Source organism: Chryseobacterium sp. POE27 (genome assembly GCF_039727685.1).
Classification (GTDB): domain Bacteria; phylum Bacteroidota; class Bacteroidia; order Flavobacteriales; family Weeksellaceae; genus Chryseobacterium.
In genome coordinates this window covers 456191-476699 of record NZ_CP152475.1, presented here as the reverse complement: position 1 = coordinate 476699, position 20509 = coordinate 456191, and the positions used below count along the sequence as shown (strand labels likewise).

20 protein-coding genes and 2 pseudogenes are annotated in these 20509 nt (G+C 36.2%); 14 read left to right on the top strand and 8 right to left on the bottom strand.

Annotated features, from left to right (window positions below):
* Positions 1–5 precede the first annotated feature (5 nt).
* The 3 genes from AAHI02_RS02105 to AAHI02_RS02095 form a co-directional block, all read right to left on the bottom strand.
* Entirely contained in the window at positions 6–413 is a 408-nt protein-coding gene (locus AAHI02_RS02105) for a hypothetical protein (protein ID WP_346985233.1), read from the bottom strand.
* A gap of 60 nt (positions 414–473) precedes the next feature.
* Positions 474–1109, bottom strand: a complete 636-nt coding sequence (gene rsmG, locus AAHI02_RS02100; protein ID WP_346985232.1) for a 16S rRNA (guanine(527)-N(7))-methyltransferase RsmG — start codon at positions 1107–1109, stop codon at positions 474–476.
* Positions 1110–1195: 86 nt separating this feature from the next.
* Positions 1196–2014: a GLPGLI family protein gene (locus AAHI02_RS02095; RefSeq protein WP_346985231.1), complete on the bottom strand. Its 819-nt coding sequence runs from the start codon at positions 2012–2014 to the stop codon at positions 1196–1198.
* A 129-nt stretch (positions 2015–2143) separates the two neighbouring features.
* Between AAHI02_RS02095 and AAHI02_RS02090 the strand changes: the two genes are divergently transcribed.
* The 5 genes from AAHI02_RS02090 (at position 2144) to AAHI02_RS02070 (ending at position 7764) form a co-directional block, all read left to right on the top strand.
* Positions 2144–3340: a pyridoxal phosphate-dependent aminotransferase gene (locus AAHI02_RS02090; RefSeq protein WP_346985230.1), complete on the top strand. Its 1197-nt coding sequence runs from the start codon at positions 2144–2146 to the stop codon at positions 3338–3340.
* Between the two features lie 31 nt (positions 3341–3371).
* Entirely contained in the window at positions 3372–6311 is a 2940-nt protein-coding gene (locus tag AAHI02_RS02085) for an insulinase family protein (protein ID WP_346985229.1), read from the top strand.
* 146 nt (positions 6312–6457) lie between these two features.
* Positions 6458–7090, top strand: coding sequence for a peroxiredoxin (locus AAHI02_RS02080; RefSeq protein ID WP_346985228.1), 633 nt, complete (start codon positions 6458–6460; stop codon positions 7088–7090).
* Positions 7091–7210: 120 nt separating this feature from the next.
* Positions 7211–7516 (top strand): thioredoxin family protein, encoded by a 306-nt coding sequence (locus AAHI02_RS02075; RefSeq protein WP_346985227.1) that lies wholly within the window; start codon positions 7211–7213, stop codon positions 7514–7516.
* Positions 7516–7764, top strand: coding sequence for a hypothetical protein (locus AAHI02_RS02070; RefSeq protein ID WP_055978832.1), 249 nt, complete (start codon positions 7516–7518; stop codon positions 7762–7764). Before AAHI02_RS02075 ends, AAHI02_RS02070 begins: the two co-directional genes overlap by 1 nt.
* 190 nt (positions 7765–7954) lie before the next feature.
* Here AAHI02_RS02070 and AAHI02_RS02065 read toward each other — a convergent pair whose 3' ends face one another.
* From AAHI02_RS02065 to AAHI02_RS02055, 3 genes and pseudogenes are all read right to left on the bottom strand, one after another.
* Positions 7955–8641, bottom strand: coding sequence for a Bax inhibitor-1 family protein (locus tag AAHI02_RS02065; protein ID WP_346986654.1), 687 nt, complete (start codon positions 8639–8641; stop codon positions 7955–7957).
* A gap of 42 nt (positions 8642–8683) precedes the next feature.
* Complete coding sequence (locus AAHI02_RS02060; protein ID WP_346985226.1) at positions 8684–9130, bottom strand: peptidylprolyl isomerase; 447 nt, start codon at positions 9128–9130, stop codon at positions 8684–8686.
* Positions 9131–9166: 36 nt separating this feature from the next.
* Positions 9167–10203, bottom strand: a pseudogene (locus AAHI02_RS02055) (acyl-CoA reductase).
* A gap of 59 nt (positions 10204–10262) precedes the next feature.
* Between AAHI02_RS02055 and AAHI02_RS02050 the strand changes: the two are divergent.
* The 9 genes and pseudogenes from AAHI02_RS02050 (at position 10263) to AAHI02_RS02010 (ending at position 18051) form a co-directional block, all read left to right on the top strand.
* Positions 10263–10658: a 4Fe-4S dicluster domain-containing protein gene (locus AAHI02_RS02050; RefSeq protein WP_346985225.1), complete on the top strand. Its 396-nt coding sequence runs from the start codon at positions 10263–10265 to the stop codon at positions 10656–10658.
* A gap of 75 nt (positions 10659–10733) precedes the next feature.
* Positions 10734–11799: pseudogene (gene serC, locus AAHI02_RS02045) on the top strand (3-phosphoserine/phosphohydroxythreonine transaminase).
* Positions 11800–11924: 125 nt separating this feature from the next.
* The gene (locus AAHI02_RS02040) at positions 11925–12887 is read left to right on the top strand and encodes a D-2-hydroxyacid dehydrogenase (protein ID WP_346985224.1); all 963 of its coding nucleotides are present in this window, start codon (positions 11925–11927) and stop codon (positions 12885–12887) included.
* A 3-nt stretch (positions 12888–12890) separates the two neighbouring features.
* The gene (locus AAHI02_RS02035; RefSeq protein ID WP_346985223.1) at positions 12891–14135 is read left to right on the top strand and encodes a DUF1015 domain-containing protein; all 1245 of its coding nucleotides are present in this window, start codon (positions 12891–12893) and stop codon (positions 14133–14135) included.
* 54 nt (positions 14136–14189) lie between these two features.
* Positions 14190–15596, top strand: coding sequence for a M28 family peptidase (locus AAHI02_RS02030; protein WP_346985222.1), 1407 nt, complete (start codon positions 14190–14192; stop codon positions 15594–15596).
* A 27-nt stretch (positions 15597–15623) separates the two neighbouring features.
* Positions 15624–16631 carry a S1C family serine protease gene (locus tag AAHI02_RS02025; protein ID WP_346985221.1) on the top strand — a complete coding sequence of 336 codons (1008 nt, stop codon included), beginning with the start codon at positions 15624–15626 and terminating at the stop codon, positions 16629–16631.
* Between the two features lie 48 nt (positions 16632–16679).
* On the top strand, positions 16680–17525 hold the full coding sequence (locus AAHI02_RS02020) for a hypothetical protein (protein ID WP_346985220.1): 846 nt from the start codon (positions 16680–16682) through the stop codon (positions 17523–17525).
* On the top strand, positions 17500–17610 hold the full coding sequence (locus AAHI02_RS02015) for a M28 family peptidase (RefSeq protein WP_346985219.1): 111 nt from the start codon (positions 17500–17502) through the stop codon (positions 17608–17610). Before AAHI02_RS02020 ends, AAHI02_RS02015 begins: the two co-directional genes overlap by 26 nt.
* A 75-nt stretch (positions 17611–17685) precedes the next feature.
* Positions 17686–18051 (top strand): hypothetical protein, encoded by a 366-nt coding sequence (locus AAHI02_RS02010; protein ID WP_346985218.1) that lies wholly within the window; start codon positions 17686–17688, stop codon positions 18049–18051.
* A gap of 399 nt (positions 18052–18450) precedes the next feature.
* Here the strand turns inward: AAHI02_RS02010 and AAHI02_RS02005 are convergent, their stop codons facing one another.
* Complete coding sequence (locus tag AAHI02_RS02005) at positions 18451–19614, bottom strand: aspartyl protease family protein (RefSeq protein WP_346985217.1); 1164 nt, start codon at positions 19612–19614, stop codon at positions 18451–18453.
* A 102-nt stretch (positions 19615–19716) separates the two neighbouring features.
* Positions 19717–20286, bottom strand: a complete 570-nt coding sequence (locus tag AAHI02_RS02000) for a hypothetical protein (RefSeq protein WP_346985216.1) — start codon at positions 20284–20286, stop codon at positions 19717–19719.
* Between the last annotated feature and the right edge of the window lie 223 nt (positions 20287–20509).

Here is a 20509-nt window from a genome sequence, read left to right as displayed (position 1 = left end):
TTCTTCTATTGAACTACAATTGTTTTGGTGATCCAGTTACTGCCACCATTCCAAAATTTAAAAGTGTAATTACCAACCTTTTGCGGGCTGAAATTGATCTGGCCGGCAGATGTATAAGTTGCCTGTGTACAAGGTCCGCTGGTAGTGTATTTATAAGCTGTAACAATTCTTGTTAAATTATCATCATGAACATAATCATAAGCATAAAACCCTTCACAATGAGACGAATACGTTGAATATGTTTTAATATGCTGAATGCTAAAGACATCCATGGTGTCATTAATGATCTTCACACTGTCAATTTTAACTTTGTCAACAGATTCAATGGTTTGATAATCATCGTCATCGTTACAAGAAATAAAAAATAATCCTAAAAAAAATGCAGAAAAACCAAAGTGGAGAAAATTCTTCATAACTACAAATTTTGATTATTAATATATTTTTATCAAATAATGTTCCCTAATTATACTAAATTAAGAATTAAAATTACCTTTTGACACATAAACAACTTTTTTAGTATCAAAAAACTCTTCATCAAAATAATTTTTAAGATTGAAGATTTCAGCTTTAATTCCGGCAAGTTCTTCAGCAAGATCACCGCCTTTTAAATATAAAATTCCGTTATGCTTCGGGTTAAACTGTTCTTTTTCAAATTTACCTTTCAGCCATTTCAAAAATTCAGGCATCTGCGTCACCGCCCGACTCACCACAAAATGGAACTTTTCCTTCAGCTGTTCCGCTCGTCCATGAATGGCAGTTACGTTTTTTAACCCAACACCCTCAGTAACAGCATTTACTACACTTATTTTCTTTCCGATAGAATCAATTAACGTAAATTCTGCTTCAGGAAATAAAATAGCGAGAGGAATTCCCGGAAAACCGCCACCTGTTCCGATATCCAAAACCTTTGTTCCGGGAGCAAATTCCATTACTTTGGCAATTGCCAGGGAATGCAGAATATGCTTCTCATACAGAGATTCCATATCTTTCCTTGAAATCACGTTGATTTTTTCGTTCCATTCATTATACAGATCTTCCAGTTTATCAAACTGTTCAAGCTGTTTTTCTGTAAGATCCGGAAAGTATTTTAATAGTAACGTTGTAGACATGTGAAATATTATAAAAAGCAAAAATAAGTTTTTTATCAGCTTTATTCAAATTCAAAAAAAATAAGATGGTTCTTACGTCAACATTTTTAGTCTTTTTCAATGTAATTATTCGTTCTTTTTAAACGCTGGAGAATCTTTTGATCTAATTTTCCGGACTTCATATCATCAAGGCCAATTCTTACAAAATAACCGTCCTTGACCTGAATATCCGCTTTTCCTGTCTGTTTATTAATACTCAGACTCTCGATATCATCTGTGGTAAACGTGAAACTGGCCATCGTTTTTTTATAATCGGCAAAAGACATTTCTTTGGTAGACTTCGGCAAAAGTGAAAAAATTGTGTTAATTTTTTTGATCTGAATTAAATTAAAAACATGATTATTTTCTGAATCCTTCACACTCACGATAAGTCCAGGAAGTCCGGAAAACTTATAGGGTCCGTCATTAACTGGATAATCTTTGCTGAACCACGCTTCCCAGCTTCTTCCTTTAAAGTTTGTGGTGGCTTTTTGACAGTCAATATTGTTGATTTTTAAAAATTCTTTCTCAATTTTCCATTCAGGAACTTCATTTTCGCGAATCAGAAGATTGACTGTTTTGAATTTATCATAAAAGTTAACAGTCTTTGCAACATAATCTTTTTCAACAATATAGCTAAGATTCTGATCATAGTTTTTAGACAAAAGTAAATCTTTATAACTTTTTGTTGCAGCGTAAGTCGAATCTCTTTCATATTTTACGGCATTATAAAAATAAGACTTTTTGCCATCCGTATCAAGATTCATAACATCTGTAATCACAGAATCTTTTTTATTAACGTCAGGCTTCATTCTGTATTCGTAGACGAAACGATAATGCTGAGCGGAAAAGAATGACATTACAAAAAGGAAAAGAAATTTGTACATTTTTCAAATATTTATTTAAAATCAAATTGAATAACTACAAACATAGTGATAAACTTTGACCCGAACAAAACCTATTAATTTTTCATCAACTATTTTTTATTAATATATTTGTTAAAATTGAATAATTAAATGGAGAAACTTTCAGAAAGAGTAAACAGACTTGGTTACTCGCAAACTTTTGTTATGTCAAATAAGGCCAGAGAAATGAAAGCCAACGGAATAGATGTCATCAGCCTTACTTTGGGCGAACCTGATTTTGACGTTCCGGACAATATTAAACAAGCTGCTTTCGATGCCATCAACCAAAACTACAGTCACTACTCTCCTGTTCCGGGATTTCTGGAGCTACGTCAAGCTATTGTTCACAAATTGAAAAGAGATAATAATTTAGAATACAAACCTTCTCAAATCTGTGTTTCCAACGGTGCAAAACAGGCTATTATAAATGTTCTGGCAGCACTTCTTAATGACGGAGACGAAGTGATCCTTCCGAATCCTTATTGGGTAAGCTATGACGAAATGGTAAAAATGATGGGCGGAAATTCTGTAATGCTTCCAACGTCTTATGTAACCGATTTTAAAATCACGGCTGAACAACTCGAAGAAGCTATTACAGATAAAACAAAAGCTATATTATTCAGTTCACCTTGTAATCCCTCTGGCGGATATTATACGTATGATGAATTGAAATCTTTGGCTAAAGTTATTGCTAAATACCCTCAGATAACGGTAATTTCAGACGAGATCTACGAATACATTAATTACGAAACTAAAACAACGTCTATTGCTCAGTTTCCTGAAGTTTACGAACAGACGGCCGTTATCAACGGTATGTCAAAAGCTTTCGCCATGACAGGCTGGAGAATCGGTTATTCTGCATGTCCGGAATGGCTGGCTAAAGCCTGCGAAAAAGTTCAGGGACAAATGACAAGCGGCGCAAATACAGTTGCTCAGAGAGCCTCTATTACTGCTTTACAGGCCGATCCGTCAGAGTATAAATATATGATTGACGCTTTTAAAACAAGAAGAGATCTGGTGTATGATTTAATGAAAGACATTCCCGGATTCAAAGTAGTTCTTCCAAAAGCGGCTTTTTATTTCTTTCCGGATATATCATTTTACATAGGAAAAACGTTAAATGGAACAGAAATTAAGGATTCGGATGATTTTGCCATGTTTTTACTTGAAAAAGCACATGTAGGATGCGTAGGTGGCGTTTCTTTCGGAAGCCCGGAATGCATCAGATTTTCTTACGCTGCTTCTGAAGAAGAGCTTACTGAAGCAATGAGAAGAATAAAGAATACATTAGAAAATTCAGTTAATTAATATTTATAAATAAAACTAAAAACTCCGACAAATGAACTTTTTAAAGAGAATTACCATTGTAACGAGTATCGCCGCAGCGAGTTATTGCGGATATGCTTACGGACAGGATTTCCAGTGGAAAGAAGCACAATCAAACGGCTACACGTATAAATATGTAACCAATGATCCTACTTCAGCAAGATATTATACCTTAAAAAACGGTTTGACCGTAATTTTAAGTCCGACTAAAAAAGATCCGAGAATCCAGGCTTTCATTGCTACAAAAGCAGGAAGCAAAACCGACCCTTCAGATCATACCGGATTGGCACATTATCTTGAGCATATGCTTTTCAAAGGAACAGATGCATTCGGATCTAAAGACTGGGCAAAAGAAAAACCTCTTTTAGATCAGATTGATGCCCTTTACGAAAAATATAATTCGACAAAGGACGAAGCCAAAAGAAAGGAAATTTACAAAGAAATTGATAAAGTTTCCGGAGAAGCGGCAAAATATGCCATCGCCAACGAATACGACAAAATGATGGCCGGTATGGGTGCCGACGGAACAAATGCTTTTACCTCTTACGAGCAGACCGTTTATACAGAAGATATCCCGGCTAACGTAACAGATAAGTTTCTGGCAGTACAGGCTGAAAGATTCAGACAACCGGTTCTCAGACTTTTCCATACAGAGCTGGAAGCAGTGTATGAAGAAAAAAACAGAGGACTTGATAATGACGGAAGGAAAGTCTATGAAGCCATGTTTGCAGCTATTTTCCCCAATAACAATTACGGAAAGCAAACAACTATCGGAACAATTGAGCATTTGAAAAACCCTTCACTAAATGCTATCAGGGAATATTTCAACAATTATTATGTTCCGAACAATATGGGAATTATCATGTCGGGAGATTTTAATCCTGATGAAATGATTACCAAGATCGACAAGGCATTTTCTTACATGAAGCCTAAAACAATTCCTGAATATAAAGTAGGTCAGGAAAACCCAATTACAGCACCTATTACAAGAGAAGTATATGGCCCTACTCCTGAAAACATCATGATCGGATTCCGATTTCCGGGAGCTACGACTAAAGATGCAAGAATGCTGAATTTTATCGGAAGCATGCTGACCAATGGACAGGCAGGCTTAATTGATCTTGATCTTATCAAAAAGCAAAAGTTATTAGCGGCTTATGCATATCCCTATGTTCTGAAAGATTACTCTGTTCTTTTGCTACAGGGAAATCCTGTAGAAGGTCAGTCTCTGGATGATGTAAAAAATCTGTTGCTTCAGGAAATCGACAAATTAGGGAAAGGCGAGTTTTCGGATGATTTGATGAAATCAATCATTAATAATGAAAAGAAAAATACTATTCAGAAATATGAAAAATATACTTCAAGGGCAGAATCTCTGATGGATGAATTCACTTCTGAAGTTGATCATAAAACGCAACTGGAATATATTGAAGAGATTTCAAAATTGACGAAAAAAGACATCATGGATTTTGCTGCCAGATATCTTAAAGACAACAATTATGTAGCGGTTTACAAAAGAAAAGGTGAAGATAAAAACATTGTAAAAGTAGACAAACCTACCATTACTCCTGTTTCTGTAAACAGAGAAGATCAATCACCATTCCTGAAAAAGGTTGATGATATGCCAGAAGCTCCGATCTCTCCGGTTTGGCTGAATTTCGACAAAGATATTGCTAAAAGTAAAGTAAAAACCGTAGATGTTCTTTCTGTAAAAAATACAGATAATGAACTATTCAGGTTATATTATTACTTCGATTCCGGAAAATGGAATAATAAAATACTTCCGCTGGCGGCTGAATATTTACAATATTTAGGTACGAAAAACAAGTCTTCCGAGGATATCAGTAAAGAATTTTATAAACTGGCATCAAGTTTCAACGTAAGCGCAGGAAATGAGGAAACCTATATAACACTGGAAGGTTTAAATGAAAATTTTGATAAGACTGCAGCTTTATTCGAAGATTTAATCAAAAACTGTCAGCCGGATCAGCAGGCGTTGGAAGCTTATAAAGCGAGAGTAAAGAAATCCAGAGCAAATGCCAAGCAGAATAAAGGAACCATTATGAACGGATTGAGAAGCTACGCTCAGTACGGACCGCAGAATCCTTTCAATAATGTTTTAAGTGATGCAGAATTAGATGCTTTAAAAGCGGAAGATTTAGTAAATGTACTTCATGATTTATTCAATTTTAAACATAAAATCCTTCACTACGGTCCTAAATCTGCCAATGAAGTTGCTTCATCTTTAACGCTGATTCATAAAGTTCCTAATTCGTTGAAGGAAATGCCGAAATCTAAGACATTCACGCAGGTTGCAACGGATAAAAATAAAGTTCTGTTTGCGCATTACGATATGGTTCAGGCAGAAATTTTCTGGGTAAGAAACAGTGAGCATTACAACGTGAGCATTACGCCGACGGTAAATTTATTTAACAACTATTTCGGTGGCGGAATGGGATCTGTGGTATTCCAGACAATCAGGGAATCTAAAGCTTTAGCCTACTCTACATATTCATATTTTTCACTTCCGGGCAAAAAAGAAGATAAGGATATGATCATGGCTTATGTTGGGACCCAGGCAGATAAGTTCAATGAATCTACAACAGCGATGAATGAGCTTTTAACAACACTTCCTAAGTCTGATCAGCTATTTGAAACAGCAAAAAGCGGATTGAAAAAATCTATTGCTGCAGAAAGAATTACTCAGGACGGAATTATCTTTACCTATCTGAAAGCACAAAAACTTGGGAATAATACAGATATTCGTAAAAACGTTTATGAACAGGCTCCGAAACTGACTTTTGCAGATATCAACAATTTCCACGACAAGGAAATGAAAAACAAGAACTACACCTATTGTCTGGTCGCTTCACAGGATAAAGTAAGTGAAGCCGACATGCAGAAACTCGGTGAAGTGAAAAAATTAAACTTAACTGAAATTTTCGGTTATTAAAATAAAGTGAAAGTCCTGAATTCAGGACTTTTTTTATTCTATCAGATTAAAAATAATTATAGATTTTATTTATCAATATCAAGTTGATTGATAGATGTAATATTTCTATATTTGCACTAGAAAAATTTAAATAAAAACAAGAAATTATGTCTTTAGTAGGAAAAAAATTCCCGAATGTAACCATTGATGCAATGTCTGAAATGGGTGATGATCTTAGAATCAACGTTTTTGAAGAAGCTACAGCCAATCAGCAAAAAGTTCTTTTGTTCTGGTATCCGAAAGATTTTACTTTCGTATGCCCGACTGAGCTTCACGCTTTTCAGGAAGCTCTAGGAGAGTTTGAAAAAAGAAACACTAAAGTAATCGGTGCTTCTTGTGATACAAACGAAGTGCATTTTGCATGGCTTAATGTTTCAAAGGATAACGGTGGTATTGAAGGAGTTACTTACCCGCTTTTAGCTGATACTCACAGACAATTAGCCAATATTTTAGGAATTGTTGATCAGGATTTTGAATATAATGATGAAGGCGAGGAAGTTTTCACAGGTTCAAACGTTACGTACAGAGCAACTTATCTTATCGACGAAACAGGAAAAATTTTCCACGAGTCTGTAAATGATATGCCGCTGGGAAGAAACGTAAAAGAATATTTAAGATTAATTGATGCTTATACTCACGTTCAGAAGCACGGTGAAGTTTGCCCTGCCAACTGGGAAGAAGGAAAAGAAGCTATGAAAGCTGACAGAAATTCTACTGCTGAGTATTTAGCGAAAAACTAAATTTTTAATCTAGCAATGTATCAATCTAATAATGTAACAATGATGCAGAAGAAAATGATTGATAAACTGTTACATTGTTCTATTGGTACATTGTTAAATTTTTATTTTAAAATTTAACTTATGTACACAGAATTAACAGAAGATACGCTTCAGAATATCGTAAGCGAAAATGAAAAAGTAGTCGTACAGTACGGCGCAACATGGTGCGGAAACTGCAGAATTATGAAGCCGAAATTCAAAAAATTAGCTTCTGAAAATGATAATATTCCTTTTCTTTATGTAGATGCAGAAAAATTGCCGGAAAGCAGAAAACTCGCTAAAGTAGATAATTTGCCGACTTTTGCCATCTTCAGAAATGGTGAACTGGTGAATCAGGTTCAGTCTAACCAGGCAGAAAGTTTAATTAACTTATTTAATGAATTATAATGAAATTACCAATTATAAGACAGTTTTATCAGAATCAGACTCCTGAAAATCTGGAAAAGACATTAGAAGTATTGGAAAGCTTCACAGAATTCAGAGGAACTACAGAAGAAGATATGAATGTTGCCGGAGAACTGATTACCAATATCTGCGGAGCTCTTGAAGTTCATGCTAATGTACAAAACGGAATGAGTGAAAAAGATGCTTTAAACTCATTTGCTCAAAAGGTTTTAGGATCGATTGACAAATAAAATCTTATTTCAAAGTTGAGAGATTTTAAAATTTCAATAAATACGAAATATAAATTTTGCGAAGCATCATACCTTTAAATTTCCAAACAAAAATCCCGATGAATAAACATCAGGATTTTTTGGGTTTATAAAAATGAATTATAAAATGTCGATTTACTCATAACTTATAATTCATAAATCATCACTAAATTTAGTTTCTTCTGCTCATTAAAATGCTCAAAATATACCAGAATAAAAGCATAATTGAAGCAAACAATTGCAAAGATGCGCCAACATACTGATTTGTACTGTAAGAATCTTTCAATTTGCTCGTTTGATACAGAATCGTTGCAGAAGCAAGAATTACCATGCCTACGGAGAACCAAAGTCCGAGATTGAACCCGAACAACATTCCTCCTACGATTAATCCGAGAGAAATAAATCCTCCGATAACAATAATGTTTCTAAGGAAAGAAAAATCTCTTTTTGAAGTAAATGCTACCGCAGAAATTCCTGCAAACATCGCAATGGTAAGCATTGCAGCCTGAAAAATTACCTGTGGACCAGCATACAGCGTTGCTATTTTAATCAATGGAAGAAAAATAACCGCTTCAAGCAAAATATAAAACCCAAGACCGAAATATTGTGTTGATTTACTGAGCGAAAGCGACCATTTTGTAGCTAAAACAGAAGCTATCCAGAACACTCCGATAATCAGTAACCAAATGTATCTCTGAGCAAACATGGCAAAGATCAGCTGATCCGGAACTATTTGTAATAAAACAGTTTCTACCCCGATAAACGCAAGAATTGCTAATGCAACGTGAATATAAGTTTTTTTGTAAAAGTCAGCTTTCTCCACATCAGAAGAATGTCCGACAAGAACATCTGTCATCATAGTTTTCATTTATTTATCTAATTTTTTAATTACTATTTTTAATTATCTGCTGTAATCAGGCTTTACACCAAGAATTTTACCATCATTTTCAAATATTACAGTGATGATATCCCTTGGCGGTTCCTGCTTGTCATCAGCATATTTGTATTGAATGGCAGGATAGATTTCATTTTCATCCAATTTCTGATATCCCGACTTATAAACTTCCGTTTTTCTGTCAAAGCTTATTCCGCCAACCAAATTTCTGATGATATCATCAGAAATATAGTATTTTATTTTATCAGATATCATCGTTTGGAGCTTCTCTTTATCGGAAATTTTCAGTGCATCAACAAATCTGAGGAAAGATTGATTGTAAAAATCAATTTTGTCTTTGCTCAGTTCAGAAGTAAGCTCAATTTTCTTGCTCTCAATTACTTTTATTTTACTTTGCTGGGAAAATGCCCAGTGAAAAGCGAAAACGGCACAGATCAAAAATATTTTTTTCATATAAATCATGATTGGTTGACAGCAAGATACGAAGAATTATATTACTGATAAAAATTTCATCGTATCAACATTGTCTGCATAAGTATCCAGACCGGGGTTTTGAGCTTCTCCAAGATCAATTGAATCTAAACCAAGCTCCTTTTTTTGCTACCACACACTGAATATTTTCTTCATTTTCAGTAATGAAATTTGTTACTTCATCCAGAGAAGAGTATCTGCTGAAATTGATCACCGAAAGTGGACTGAAGAGCTTTTCATCCTCTTTCATCATCACAAAATTATTGTCCCAGAATTTTTCCTGATTTAAAAGATAAACTGCTCTGTTATATTCATAATTGTTGGCATATTTATTATGATTGATAATCTCCTGAAAATCAAGGAAACTTTCAAAAATCCTGTCGATTACATAATCCTGAGGAATAAAAAAGTCTCGTCACATTTCTACAACCCAATCCGAAATATCTGAAAATATCTTCAGCCAGAAGTTTCAATTCCTCTTCGGTTTCGTCTCCTTTTAAAACCGCGACTGAAGTTCTGTTTTTTCTGATGATGTGCAGGTGATTTTTAAAGTAATACTCTAGATATCTTGCGGTATTGTTGCTACCTGTAGCAATTACTGCATCAAAGTTTTCAAGCCTTTCTACAAATTCAAACTTCACATTTCCTCCGGAAAATTCATTCCATTTTTTAAGCAAAAACGGAATCATGTATCTGTCTTTTGATGATAATTTGATTACGGGAATATGATTGCTCAATACCACGGAAATTACATCATGAAACCCAACCAAAGGAATATTTCCCGCCAGAATAAGTCCTACCCTTTTCTGTGTTTTTGAAATGGAATATTCTTTAAGCCAGTTATTTATATGATCCTCCGTGAGCAGATTAGCCCATTGTTGTAAAGCAAATTTCTGATTTTCAACGGTAAACCATGGATTCTCAATTTCAGACTTTTTTATTAAAAGCTCAAAATCAACATCATTTTCGTTATAATCTTCACTTTTTTTTGCTAAAAATCCTGATATATAACGACTCAGTTCTATAAGTCCTAAAACTTTATTTTCAATATTCATAAGTACTGTAAAATTGGGGAATATTTTGTAATTTTGTGCAAATTTAAAAAAAATTAGCAATGGCTATTAAAATAACTGATGAATGCATTAATTGCGGGGCATGCGAACCAGAATGTCCAAATAATGCAATTTATGAAGGAGCAGTAGATTGGAAAGCTTCAGAGGGTACAGAATTAAAAGGTACTGTAACATTAACATCAGGCCTTACGGTAGACGCAGATGCACCACAGGAACCTGTAAGTGATGATGTTTATTTCATTGTAACAGATAAATGTACAGAGTGTAAAGGTTTCCATGAAGAGCCACAATGTGCCGCAGTATGCCCGGTAGACTGCTGTGTTCCGGATGAAGATCACGTAGAAACTGAAGAAGCACTGCTAAATAAAAAAAGCATTCTTACACGGAGAATAAAAACTGCCGTCTCATACATCATGAGGCGGTTTTTTATATATTAAATCTTTATTTTTCATCAACAAACTATAAATGAAGCTGTAAGAGTACATTTTTACAGCAACCAAAAAATAAATACTATGAGCAAAAAACACAACTTTAGCGCAGGACCATGTATCTTACCTCAGGAAGTTTTCGAAAAATCGGCACAGGCTATTTTAGATTTTAACGGGATTGGATTGTCTCTTCTTGAAATTTCGCACAGAAGCAAAGATTTTGTTGCGGTAATGGATGAAGCCCGCGCCATTGTAAAAAGACTGATGAACTTAGGAGATGATTACGAAGTTTTATATTTGGGAGGCGGAGCAAGCTTACAGTTTGCCATGGTCCCCTACAACTTAATGAAAGTTGGTGGTAAAGCAGCTTATCTTGATACAGGAACATGGGCTGCAGGAGCTATTAAAGAAGCCAAAAAAGTTGGAACCGTAGATGTTGTAGGTTCTTCAAAAGAAGAAAATTATTCATTTATTCCAAAAGATTATAAGGTGGGTGCGGAATATGATTATTTCCATTGTACCTCTAACAATACCATCTATGGAACGCAGATGAAATCTTTCCCGGAAGTGGATACCTTAATGGTCTGCGATATGAGTTCTGATATTTTCTCAAGACAGCTGGATTTCTCAAAATTCGACCTGATCTACGCCGGAGCCCAGAAAAACATGGGACCTGCAGGAGTTACGTTGGTTGTTATTAAAAAAGAAATTCTGGGTAAAACAGGAAGAGAAAACATGTTCTCCATTCTGGATTACTCTCAACATATTGCCAAGGAATCGATGTATAATACGCCACCAGTTTTCCCGGTTTATGCGTCTTTACTTACATTACAACATTTGGAAAACAATGGTGGAATTGCCGGTGCTGAAGCAAGAAATGAAGCCAAAGCAAAACTTTTGTATGATGAAATTGACAGCAATCCGTTATTTGAAACGTTCTGCGTAAAAGAAGACCGTTCTTTAATGAATGTTTCCTTCAAAATTACCGATGAAAGCAAAAAAAGAGGAATTCGACAATGCCTGGAAAGCTGCAGGAATCAGCGGACTGAACGGACACAGAAGTCTTGGAGGCTACAGAGCGAGCCTTTACAATGCTTTACCGATCGAGAGTGTTCAGGTTCTGGTAGACGTAATGAAATCGTTCAAATAATTTAAATAGTAAAAAATTCAAAGATTAAAAGATGAGTATCATTATTTTAAAATTTCTTAATTTGCGAGTCGGTTTAGAATTTTTAAATATTCTAATTTTTAAATCTTTAAATTAAATAAAAATCCATGAAGGTTTTAGCTAACGACGGTATTTCCAAAGCAGGCGAACAGGCATTGAAAGATGCCGGGATTGAAATTCTGGACAACAGAGTTGCACAGGATCATGTTATTAAATTCATCAACGACAATCAGGTTGATGTTCTTCTCGTAAGAAGTGCCACCAAAGTAAGACAGGAACTTATAGATGCCTGTCCGGGGCTGAAAATCGTCGGAAGAGGCGGTATAGGAATGGATAATATCGATGTGGAATATGCTATCGATAAAGGTCTGTATGTTATCAATACACCAAACGCATCGTCAAAATCGGTGGCAGAGCTTGTTTTCGGGCATTTCTTTTCATTGGCGAGATTCCTTCACGAATCCAACAGACTGATGCCTCTGGAAGGAGAAACGCATTTTGATGCCATGAAAAAGTCCTTCAGTAAGGCGTATGAACTTTCAGGAAAAACCTTAGGAGTGATCGGTTTTGGAAGCATAGGCCAGGAAGTCGTGAAAATGGGAATTTCTCTGGGAATGAAAGTAATTGTTCTTACCAGAAAGCCTCAGACAAAAGTTATTACCCTTGAGTTTTTCGACGGACAGTCGGTAAAGTTTGAGATCACTTCCACCAATGATATGGATGCTTTCCTTAAAGAAGCAGACTTTATCAGCATCAACACCCCTAAAACCAATGAATATATCATAGACACGCCTCAGTTTGAAAAAATGAAAGACGGAGTCTACATCGTAAATACTGCAAGAGGAGGCGTCATTAATGAAGTAACCCTGATCGATTTTATTGAATCAGGAAAAGTAGCCGGTGCTGCGCTGGATGTTTTTGAAAAAGAACCCAATCCTGAAGTACTTCTTCTCATGAATCCTGCCCTGTCACTTTCACCACACGTAGGAGGAAACACAGTGGATGCTCAGGAGAAAATCGGAATAGAGCTTGCAGAACAGATTATCAAGATAAAAGAAACTATAAAATAAAATATGCCTGTTTTTAAACCTTTTCGCGGAATAAGACCTCATAAAGACTATGAGAGTACTTTCCCTACTCATCCTCTGGACAATTTCACCCAGGAAGAGATAGCGGAAAAAGCTCAAGTTGAAGATACTTACATCAATATGATAAAGCCATATGTTGTCAGTAAATCTAAAGATATCGACAGGAATTTAAGAAAAATCCGGTCTACGTTTGAAGAATTAATGGATGAGAACAAACTCGTTCAGGACAATTCGGCGTATTATCTTTATGAGCAGATCTATCCCAGCAAACAGGTTTTCAGAGGGCTTTTAGGATTGGCAAGCATCGAGGATTTCTGGAGTGGAAAGATCAAAAGGCATGAAAGTACCATTCCTCAAAAAAAGGAAAAACTGGCTCATTATCTGGAAAAGGTAAACATTCAGGCAGAGCCTGTATTGCTTACCTACCCTGCCAATTCCAAGATTGAACTGCTGATGAATCATGAAGAAAAGAACGTTCCGATCTTCAATCATGTGGATACCAAAGGAATCAGGCATAAGATATGGAGAATCGATAACCGTCTGAAACTGCAGCAGTTTAAAGAAGTGATCGACCAGATCGATGCTTTCTACATTGCCGATGGCCACCATAGGATCGGTTCTACGGCTCTTAATGCCAAACACCAGAAAGATAAAAACAAAAGACATAACGGAACAGAACTTTACAATTTCGTCTATAGCTTTATCGTATCCAACCAGTCTATTAAAATTCATGATTACAACAGAATCGTGACGGATCTTAACGGACTTTCGAATGAAGAATTTTTAAGTGAACTGGAAAAATATTTCCTCATTCACGAAAAAGGAGAAACGGCATATTTCCCTTCACAGAAATTCCATATTTCGATGTATCTGGGCGGAAAATTCTACTCTCTTCACGTAAAGCACGACCTTCGTTCTCAGGAAATGTCATTGGATAATCTTGATCATCATCTTCTTGATAAATTTATCTTCAAAAACATATTAAAGATCGAAGATCCCGACAGCTCCGAAAAGATAGACTATGTAAAAGGAACTTCCAGTCTTGAAGGAATCAATTATCTTAAAGAGAAAGTAGACAATGGTGAAGCAGTAGCAGGTTTCGGGATTTACCCTGTGAGTTTTAACGATATGATTAAAATTTCCGATCTGAAGCTGAGCATGCCGCCAAAATGTACATTCATTGAGCCTAAACTCGTTACTGCCCTTTTGATGTACGATATGAAACAGTAAAAACTAACCAATTTTTCCTTACTTTTAGCATGGAAAAAGAAAGGTAAATAATAAATGAAAAAGATCTTCATTATCATTCCACTCTTTTTGGGTGGATTTTTATTTTCTCAAAAAAAACCGTTGAAAAAACCGGTAAAGAAGTCCGGCATCACACAAAAACTCAACTATCATGATGAGTTTAAAAAAATCTCCGACGAGATCATGATGAACGGAACCGCCTACAATAACCTTGGTGAACTTACCAAAGGCATAGGACCGCGATTCAGTGCGACTTCCGGCTATATGAAAGCCGTAGAATGGGCCGAAAGAAAACTGAAGGAAATCGGAATCGAAATGATCTGGAGACAGGAAGCCAAAGCTCCTATTTGGATTAGGGGAAAAGAATCCCTACAGATAAAAACAGGAAATGGGGAATGGAAAAACATCAGAATGCTGTCTTTCGGAAACTCTGAAGGGACAAAAGGCAAAGATATGGTCGGTGAAATCGTACTCATTAACAGCACTTCCGAACTCAACGCCATGTCCGTGGGACAGCTGAAGGACAAGATAGTATTTGTCAACCTTCCTATGGACCCAAGAATCATCAACACCAGCGATTCTTACCTGATTACGGCAAAATCAAAGCTCATCTCCCCTTCCGTGATTGCAAAAACAGGCGCTAAAGCGTTAATCATACGGTCACTGACCACCGCAAACGACGACACTCCACACGCCAAAATGATCTATTATGAGCCGGATGATAAAATGAAAATTCCTGCCATGACCATCGGTGCAAAATCTGCAGATGAGCTGGAAAAGCTACTCAAAAAACAGAAAGTAACAGCTAAAATAAACATGACCGCCGAATCAAAAGGTGAAACAACGAATCCCAACATCATTGCCGAAATACCGGGTAAAAAAGATTCTAAAGTAATTGTTCTCGGAGCGCAATTGGATTCGTGGGATTTTGGGGAAGGAGCTATTGATGACGGAACCGGTGTTGTACAGTGTATCGAGGTTTTGAGAACCATCAAAGCACTTGGCATCGACAATAATCATACGATTCGTGTGGTGCTGTATGCCAACAGTGAAAATGGCGGACAGGGCCGGGAAATGTATGCCACCTATGTTAAGAAAAAAGACGAAAAGCACGTTTTTGCACTCGGAACCGATGCCGGAGGGTATTCGCCAAGAGGCTTTTCACTGGATATGTCGCCCCAGAGAAGAAGGCAGATCTTTGAATGGAAAAATTATTTCCTTCCGTATGGCGTCTATGATTTCGACCAGACCGAAGCCATTCAGGATATTTCCCCACTGAAAAAACTGGACATTCCATTAGCTGAATTGGTTGTTGATACGCAAAGATATTTCGATTACCATCATTCGGTAGAAGATACGTTCGATAAGGTGAATAAGCGAGAACTTTTGTTGGGTGCAGTTGCGATGACACAGATGGTGTTTATGATTGATAAAAACTGGTAAAATAAATTTGTAATTAAAATAAATTTTATGACATTAAATAATTACTATAAAGAATATAAATATATTCCTATAGAACTGCTAATATTTTTTTCTGAATTAAAAGCTTTAGGGAACGGAAAAAATACAGGACGTACGGTGCAAGAATTCTGCGATTATTATAAAGGTAAATATAATAAGGTGGAAGCCCCACAACCACAAATTGTAGCTATGATTTGTGATAAGCTTGTAAAAGATAATTCATTAACTGTCATTAATAGAGGAGGATTTATGGATATGGAAAACTCCTATTATTGCTTGCTGAACGACAGAAGTTCTTTATCTAATAAATTAATATTTGACTTGAGAAACGTACAATTATCCTCGACTATATATGGATTTGAGTTTATATATGATCATTATAAAAGATACGTTATACCTATACTCAACATTGATAATAAAGGAGATCAGTCTATTGGAAGTGCATTCATCTATAGAGGAGGCATTGTTACAGCAAAACACTGTATAGAAGGAGCTAATAAGATTGCAGTTAAAGGTATTTCAGAAGAAGATCTTAAGTCAGCAATTTTTTATATTTCTCCTAAAAAAGGAATGGATTTAATTTACATAAAACTTCCTAGCGATATTACTGATTCTATATATTTTAAAAATGAAGTGAATATATTAGAAGAAGTTATGGCATTAGGATATCCTAAAATTCCTGGTTTTCATAATTTTTTAACTGCTGAAAAAGCAACGGTTTCTGCAAGATATACTGCAACCAGAGGCGCCGTTGTTTCAATTGCAGAAGACATATGGATAAGAGAAGATCTTATTCTAATAACAGCAAAGATACAAGCTGGAAATAGTGGAGGTCCAATTATCAATGATAAAGGCATGGTTGTCGGAGTAGCAGTAAATATTCCTACAGGTGAAGGCAAATATGATGATTTAGGTTATGGTACTGTTATACCAATATCCTTTGCAGACAATATCATCGATAGTTTAGATTCTGAATTAGATACAAGTAATATTGAATTTTTAAATTTTATTGATTAGCAATTATGCAATATTTGTATTATCATATTAATATTACACCACAATTTTATGAAGATCAAAAAAAATAATTTATTTTTAGTATCAGCTTTACTTTTTATTGGTGTAGAAGTATCCAGCCAAATAAAACAAGATTCTGTACGGTTTGCAGAAATTTCTACAGAGATATTAAATAAAGGAAAAGCCTATAATGAACTGAGAGATTTAACCAAAAACATTGGCCATCGTCTCAGCGGTTCTGAATCTTACGAAAAAGCAGTAAAATGGGCAGAGCAAAAGCTTCGTGATGCAGGAGCCGACAAAGTATGGCTGCAGGAAGTGATGATCCCGGTCTGGGTGAGAGGAAAAGAATCGTTACAGATCAAAGTCTCCAACGGAACATGGAAAAATCTTAAAATGCTTTCCCTCGGGAATTCCGAAGGTACGGGCGGAAAAGATGTTACCGGAGAGATCATCATGGTACGTTCGATGGAAGAATATGAAAAGCTTACCCCGGATCAGGTGAAAGATAAGATCGTTTTCTTTAATTATCCTTTCAGTCAGACGTATATCGAGACTTTCAGAGGATACAGTGATGCTGCCAAATACAGATCAACGGCAGCTTCTTTAACAGCGAAAAAGGGTGGTAAATTTGCTATTATCCGGTCACTTTCTTCTGCTTTTGACGATGTTCCGCATACGGGAGCAATGCGTTATGCAGACGATAAGAAAATTCCTGCCGTAGCTATCGGAAGTACCACTGCTGATGAACTGGCTTTGCTTTTAAAATCTCAAAAAACTGTCGCCAAACTTAATTCTAACTGCGGGATGAAAGGTGAAAAACTTTCCCATTCTGTTATCGGGGAAATTACCGGCAAAAAAAGATCAAAGTGTGATCGTAGTAGGTGGACATCTTGATTCATGGGATGTCGGTGAAGGGGCTCATGATGACGGAGCAGGAATCGTTCAGAGTATTGAAGTGTTGCGGACTTTTAAAATTTAGGAATTAAAAACAATCATACCATACGCGTTGTCTGTTTCGCTAATGAAGAAAACGGTGTAAAAGGTGGTGTTCAGTATGGAAAAACGGTTAAAGAGAATAATGAGAAACATCTTTTTGCCATTGAAACGGATGCCGGTGGATTTACCCCACGTGGAATTTCTCTTGATATGGATAACGAAAAAAAGAAAACAGATTCAGAGTTGGTCAGATCTGTTTTTGCCATACGGAATTTATGATTTTAAAAATACCTATTCCGGAACTGATCTTTATCCGCTTCACGATATGGGAATTCCGACCGCAGAGCTGGTTCCCGACTCTCAACGGTATTTCGATATACACCATACGGAAGAAGATACTTTTGAAAAGGTAAATCGCAGAGAGCTTCTGCTGGGAGCAGTGGCGATGACACAGCTTATTTATATGATTGATAAAAACTGGTAAATATATTCAACCGTTCCTTAAAAGAGCGGTTTTTTTATGAAATTATCTCTAATTGTATTTCTTTCCCGAAAAGCTGTTGCACCTTTGCAATGACTTTTCGGGAACACCCGAAAGTTTGTCGCACCCTTGCAACAAGGTTTCGGGTAACCCAGAAAGTTTGTCACACCCTCGCAATGACTTTTCTGGTGACCCAGAAAGTATGTTGCACCCTCGCAACAAGTTTTCTCCATAAAATGCAAAACAATGTAAAATAAAATACAGATTTTCCATTCCTATCTGCATTTGAATCTTTAGCGCAACTCCCTTGCGAACGGAAAATATGCGAAATTTAATTTAAAAGAAACCTTGCATCGTTGCGTTTAAATCTTTAACGCAACGCTCGCAATGATATGGAAGAAACTACTCCAGATACACCTTTTTATCAAGCTTTACCTCAAAGGTTTCTCCACCTCTTTTAATCTTTAGATTGAGGGTATTCTGATCTTTTTCCACTCGGTTGATGAAATAATGACAGGCCGTATCTTTGTCAAGATTTTCAAGCTTTATGCCATCGATGCTGAGGATCGCATCCCCTATCTTCAGCGGGAAATTTTCATCCTCAAAGATAAAAGTGACCATCGCATTTCCATTAACAAAACGGTAGCTGAATCCGAAAGATTCAAGAGTAGAAGGACTGGTAATGATTCTTTTCATATAAATCCTGTTATTCTTCCAGTCGAGGATAAAAATGAAATCCTTAAAAAATTCGTTGCCTATGAGATCCGTTTTTCCGGTAGCCATTCTTTCCTTCTGAAACATAGTATTTCCCATTTTCACGGAATCTGCCCGAAAAATATATCCCGGTGCCGGCATGGCAGTTCCGAATGCACCGGTGGTACGGGTCCCGAAAGTTTTTACAACGTGCTGAAGTGTTTTCGGATCTATATTGTCACCCGATATTTCCAGCCTGCCGGAAAAGCCGGTATCGAAAGTAAGCTTTATATCTTTATTTAACAGTGAGATATTTATTACCGGAGTTTTCTGTGGCTGGCTCTCGAAAGGAATGACTACTTCATAATCCTTTGTATTAAAAGCATAAATATCATTTGATGCCTCCAGTAAATTTTCTGAATAATTAATCTTCCAGAAAAGTTTAGCCATCTGATTGGCTCCAATAATACCATCGACTTTCAGGCAACCCAGCTCCGCAGAATTGAGGTCGAGAACAATTGCCCCTACATTTTTAAAGATCAGTCCGTCTATCTTCATTTCCGGAAGCTCGGTGAAGATCTGCTGCTGTACCTTTTCGTCGGAATCTTTAATGGATTTTTTATACTTTTTCTTAAGATTGAGTTCCTCATAAATCGTTTGAGAAACAACAGTCGGCGCGCCGGTATCAAACAGGAAGTTATAGAATTTCCCATTGATGCTCACTTTCACAAATGGCAGATTGTTTTCAAATCTCAGATTTACTTTTTCGACCGGATGCAAAATCTGCACTTCTCCTTTTTCAAAAAACTTTTTAGACTGTCCGAAAATGGTAACTGCTGAGAATAGGAAGAGTGAGTATAGGATTTTTTGCATTAACTTATTTTATGGCTAAAATAAGGTTTTTTTGTGAGGATGTGAAAATAGAAAAGCCATCCCAACGGACAGCTTTCTATAATACATTAAAAATTCTAAATTTTATCCAATACCTTTTTTCGGAAGCACCTTTACCAGCTGAGGCTTATATTCCTTTTCCAGTACTACAAACTTCCATGATTTACGGTCTTTGGAAACCGCGCAGGCTTTCATGGTGGCATTGATAAGGTAGACACCTTCTTTGGGCAGATATTTTACGTTGTTTTTACCGTATCTTTTTGTCAGCATTGTACTGAGCTGCTTTTTCATCTCATCATTCAGGGAACTCATATTGCATTTCATGGTAAAAATATAGTGGGCAATTGAGAAATATTCTCCATTGATGAGTTCCGGTTTTTCAATATTTCCAAACTGAAGGTTCTGAAGATCAATTTTCATGAAGGGATTATTGTACGTCATGTTCATAAGCTGGGTCATCTGGTCTTTCGGAATTACGGTGAAAAACTTGGGATAAATACAGTTTACTGCCTGATCGATCTGCTTGGTTTTAATAGTGTTAGCAAAATAGGTAAGCGATTTTTTGATGGCTGCATCATCAGGATTGGCTTTTGTCTGTGCAAAAGTCATTAATGATAACAACACGAAGAGAAACAGAAGTGATTTGATTTTCATAATTTAATTTAAACTTTATTAACGTCAGGTTCGAGTGTTTTTTCGTAATGAAATGAAAATTATCGAGACCTTTTTGAGCTTATTTAAATAAGCTTTTCGATACTATTTTTTTTAAATCTACTCAGAGTGACGTTATTCTTTCTGATCTGTCGCAGGATTCTGAGAGATTGTTACAATCTTTGTGTAGCTGCGTAAAAAAAAGCCATCCTTCCGGACGGCTTTT

Coding starts and splice junctions, on each gene's coding strand:
- AAHI02_RS02085 (WP_346985229.1), top strand. CDS start 3,372: ATGAACTTTTTAAAGAGAATTACCATTGTAACGAGTATCGCCGCAGCG.
- AAHI02_RS02060 (WP_346985226.1), bottom strand. CDS start 9,130: ATGAAAAAAATATTTTTGATCTGTGCCGTTTTCGCTTTTCACTGGGCA.
- AAHI02_RS02030 (WP_346985222.1), top strand. CDS start 14,190: ATGAAAAAGATCTTCATTATCATTCCACTCTTTTTGGGTGGATTTTTA.
- AAHI02_RS02090 (WP_346985230.1), top strand. CDS start 2,144: ATGGAGAAACTTTCAGAAAGAGTAAACAGACTTGGTTACTCGCAAACT.
- AAHI02_RS02050 (WP_346985225.1), top strand. CDS start 10,263: ATGGCTATTAAAATAACTGATGAATGCATTAATTGCGGGGCATGCGAA.
- AAHI02_RS02005 (WP_346985217.1), bottom strand. CDS start 19,614: ATGCAAAAAATCCTATACTCACTCTTCCTATTCTCAGCAGTTACCATT.
- AAHI02_RS02040 (WP_346985224.1), top strand. CDS start 11,925: ATGAAGGTTTTAGCTAACGACGGTATTTCCAAAGCAGGCGAACAGGCA.
- AAHI02_RS02095 (WP_346985231.1), bottom strand. CDS start 2,014: ATGTACAAATTTCTTTTCCTTTTTGTAATGTCATTCTTTTCCGCTCAG.
- AAHI02_RS02025 (WP_346985221.1), top strand. CDS start 15,624: ATGACATTAAATAATTACTATAAAGAATATAAATATATTCCTATAGAA.
- AAHI02_RS02075 (WP_346985227.1), top strand. CDS start 7,211: ATGTACACAGAATTAACAGAAGATACGCTTCAGAATATCGTAAGCGAA.
- AAHI02_RS02035 (WP_346985223.1), top strand. CDS start 12,891: ATGCCTGTTTTTAAACCTTTTCGCGGAATAAGACCTCATAAAGACTAT.
- rsmG (WP_346985232.1), bottom strand. CDS start 1,109: ATGTCTACAACGTTACTATTAAAATACTTTCCGGATCTTACAGAAAAA.
- AAHI02_RS02010 (WP_346985218.1), top strand. CDS start 17,686: ATGGAAAAACGGTTAAAGAGAATAATGAGAAACATCTTTTTGCCATTG.
- AAHI02_RS02020 (WP_346985220.1), top strand. CDS start 16,680: ATGAAGATCAAAAAAAATAATTTATTTTTAGTATCAGCTTTACTTTTT.
- AAHI02_RS02000 (WP_346985216.1), bottom strand. CDS start 20,286: ATGAAAATCAAATCACTTCTGTTTCTCTTCGTGTTGTTATCATTAATG.
- AAHI02_RS02105 (WP_346985233.1), bottom strand. CDS start 413: ATGAAGAATTTTCTCCACTTTGGTTTTTCTGCATTTTTTTTAGGATTA.
- AAHI02_RS02080 (WP_346985228.1), top strand. CDS start 6,458: ATGTCTTTAGTAGGAAAAAAATTCCCGAATGTAACCATTGATGCAATG.
- AAHI02_RS02065 (WP_346986654.1), bottom strand. CDS start 8,641: ATGATGACAGATGTTCTTGTCGGACATTCTTCTGATGTGGAGAAAGCT.
- AAHI02_RS02070 (WP_055978832.1), top strand. CDS start 7,516: ATGAAATTACCAATTATAAGACAGTTTTATCAGAATCAGACTCCTGAA.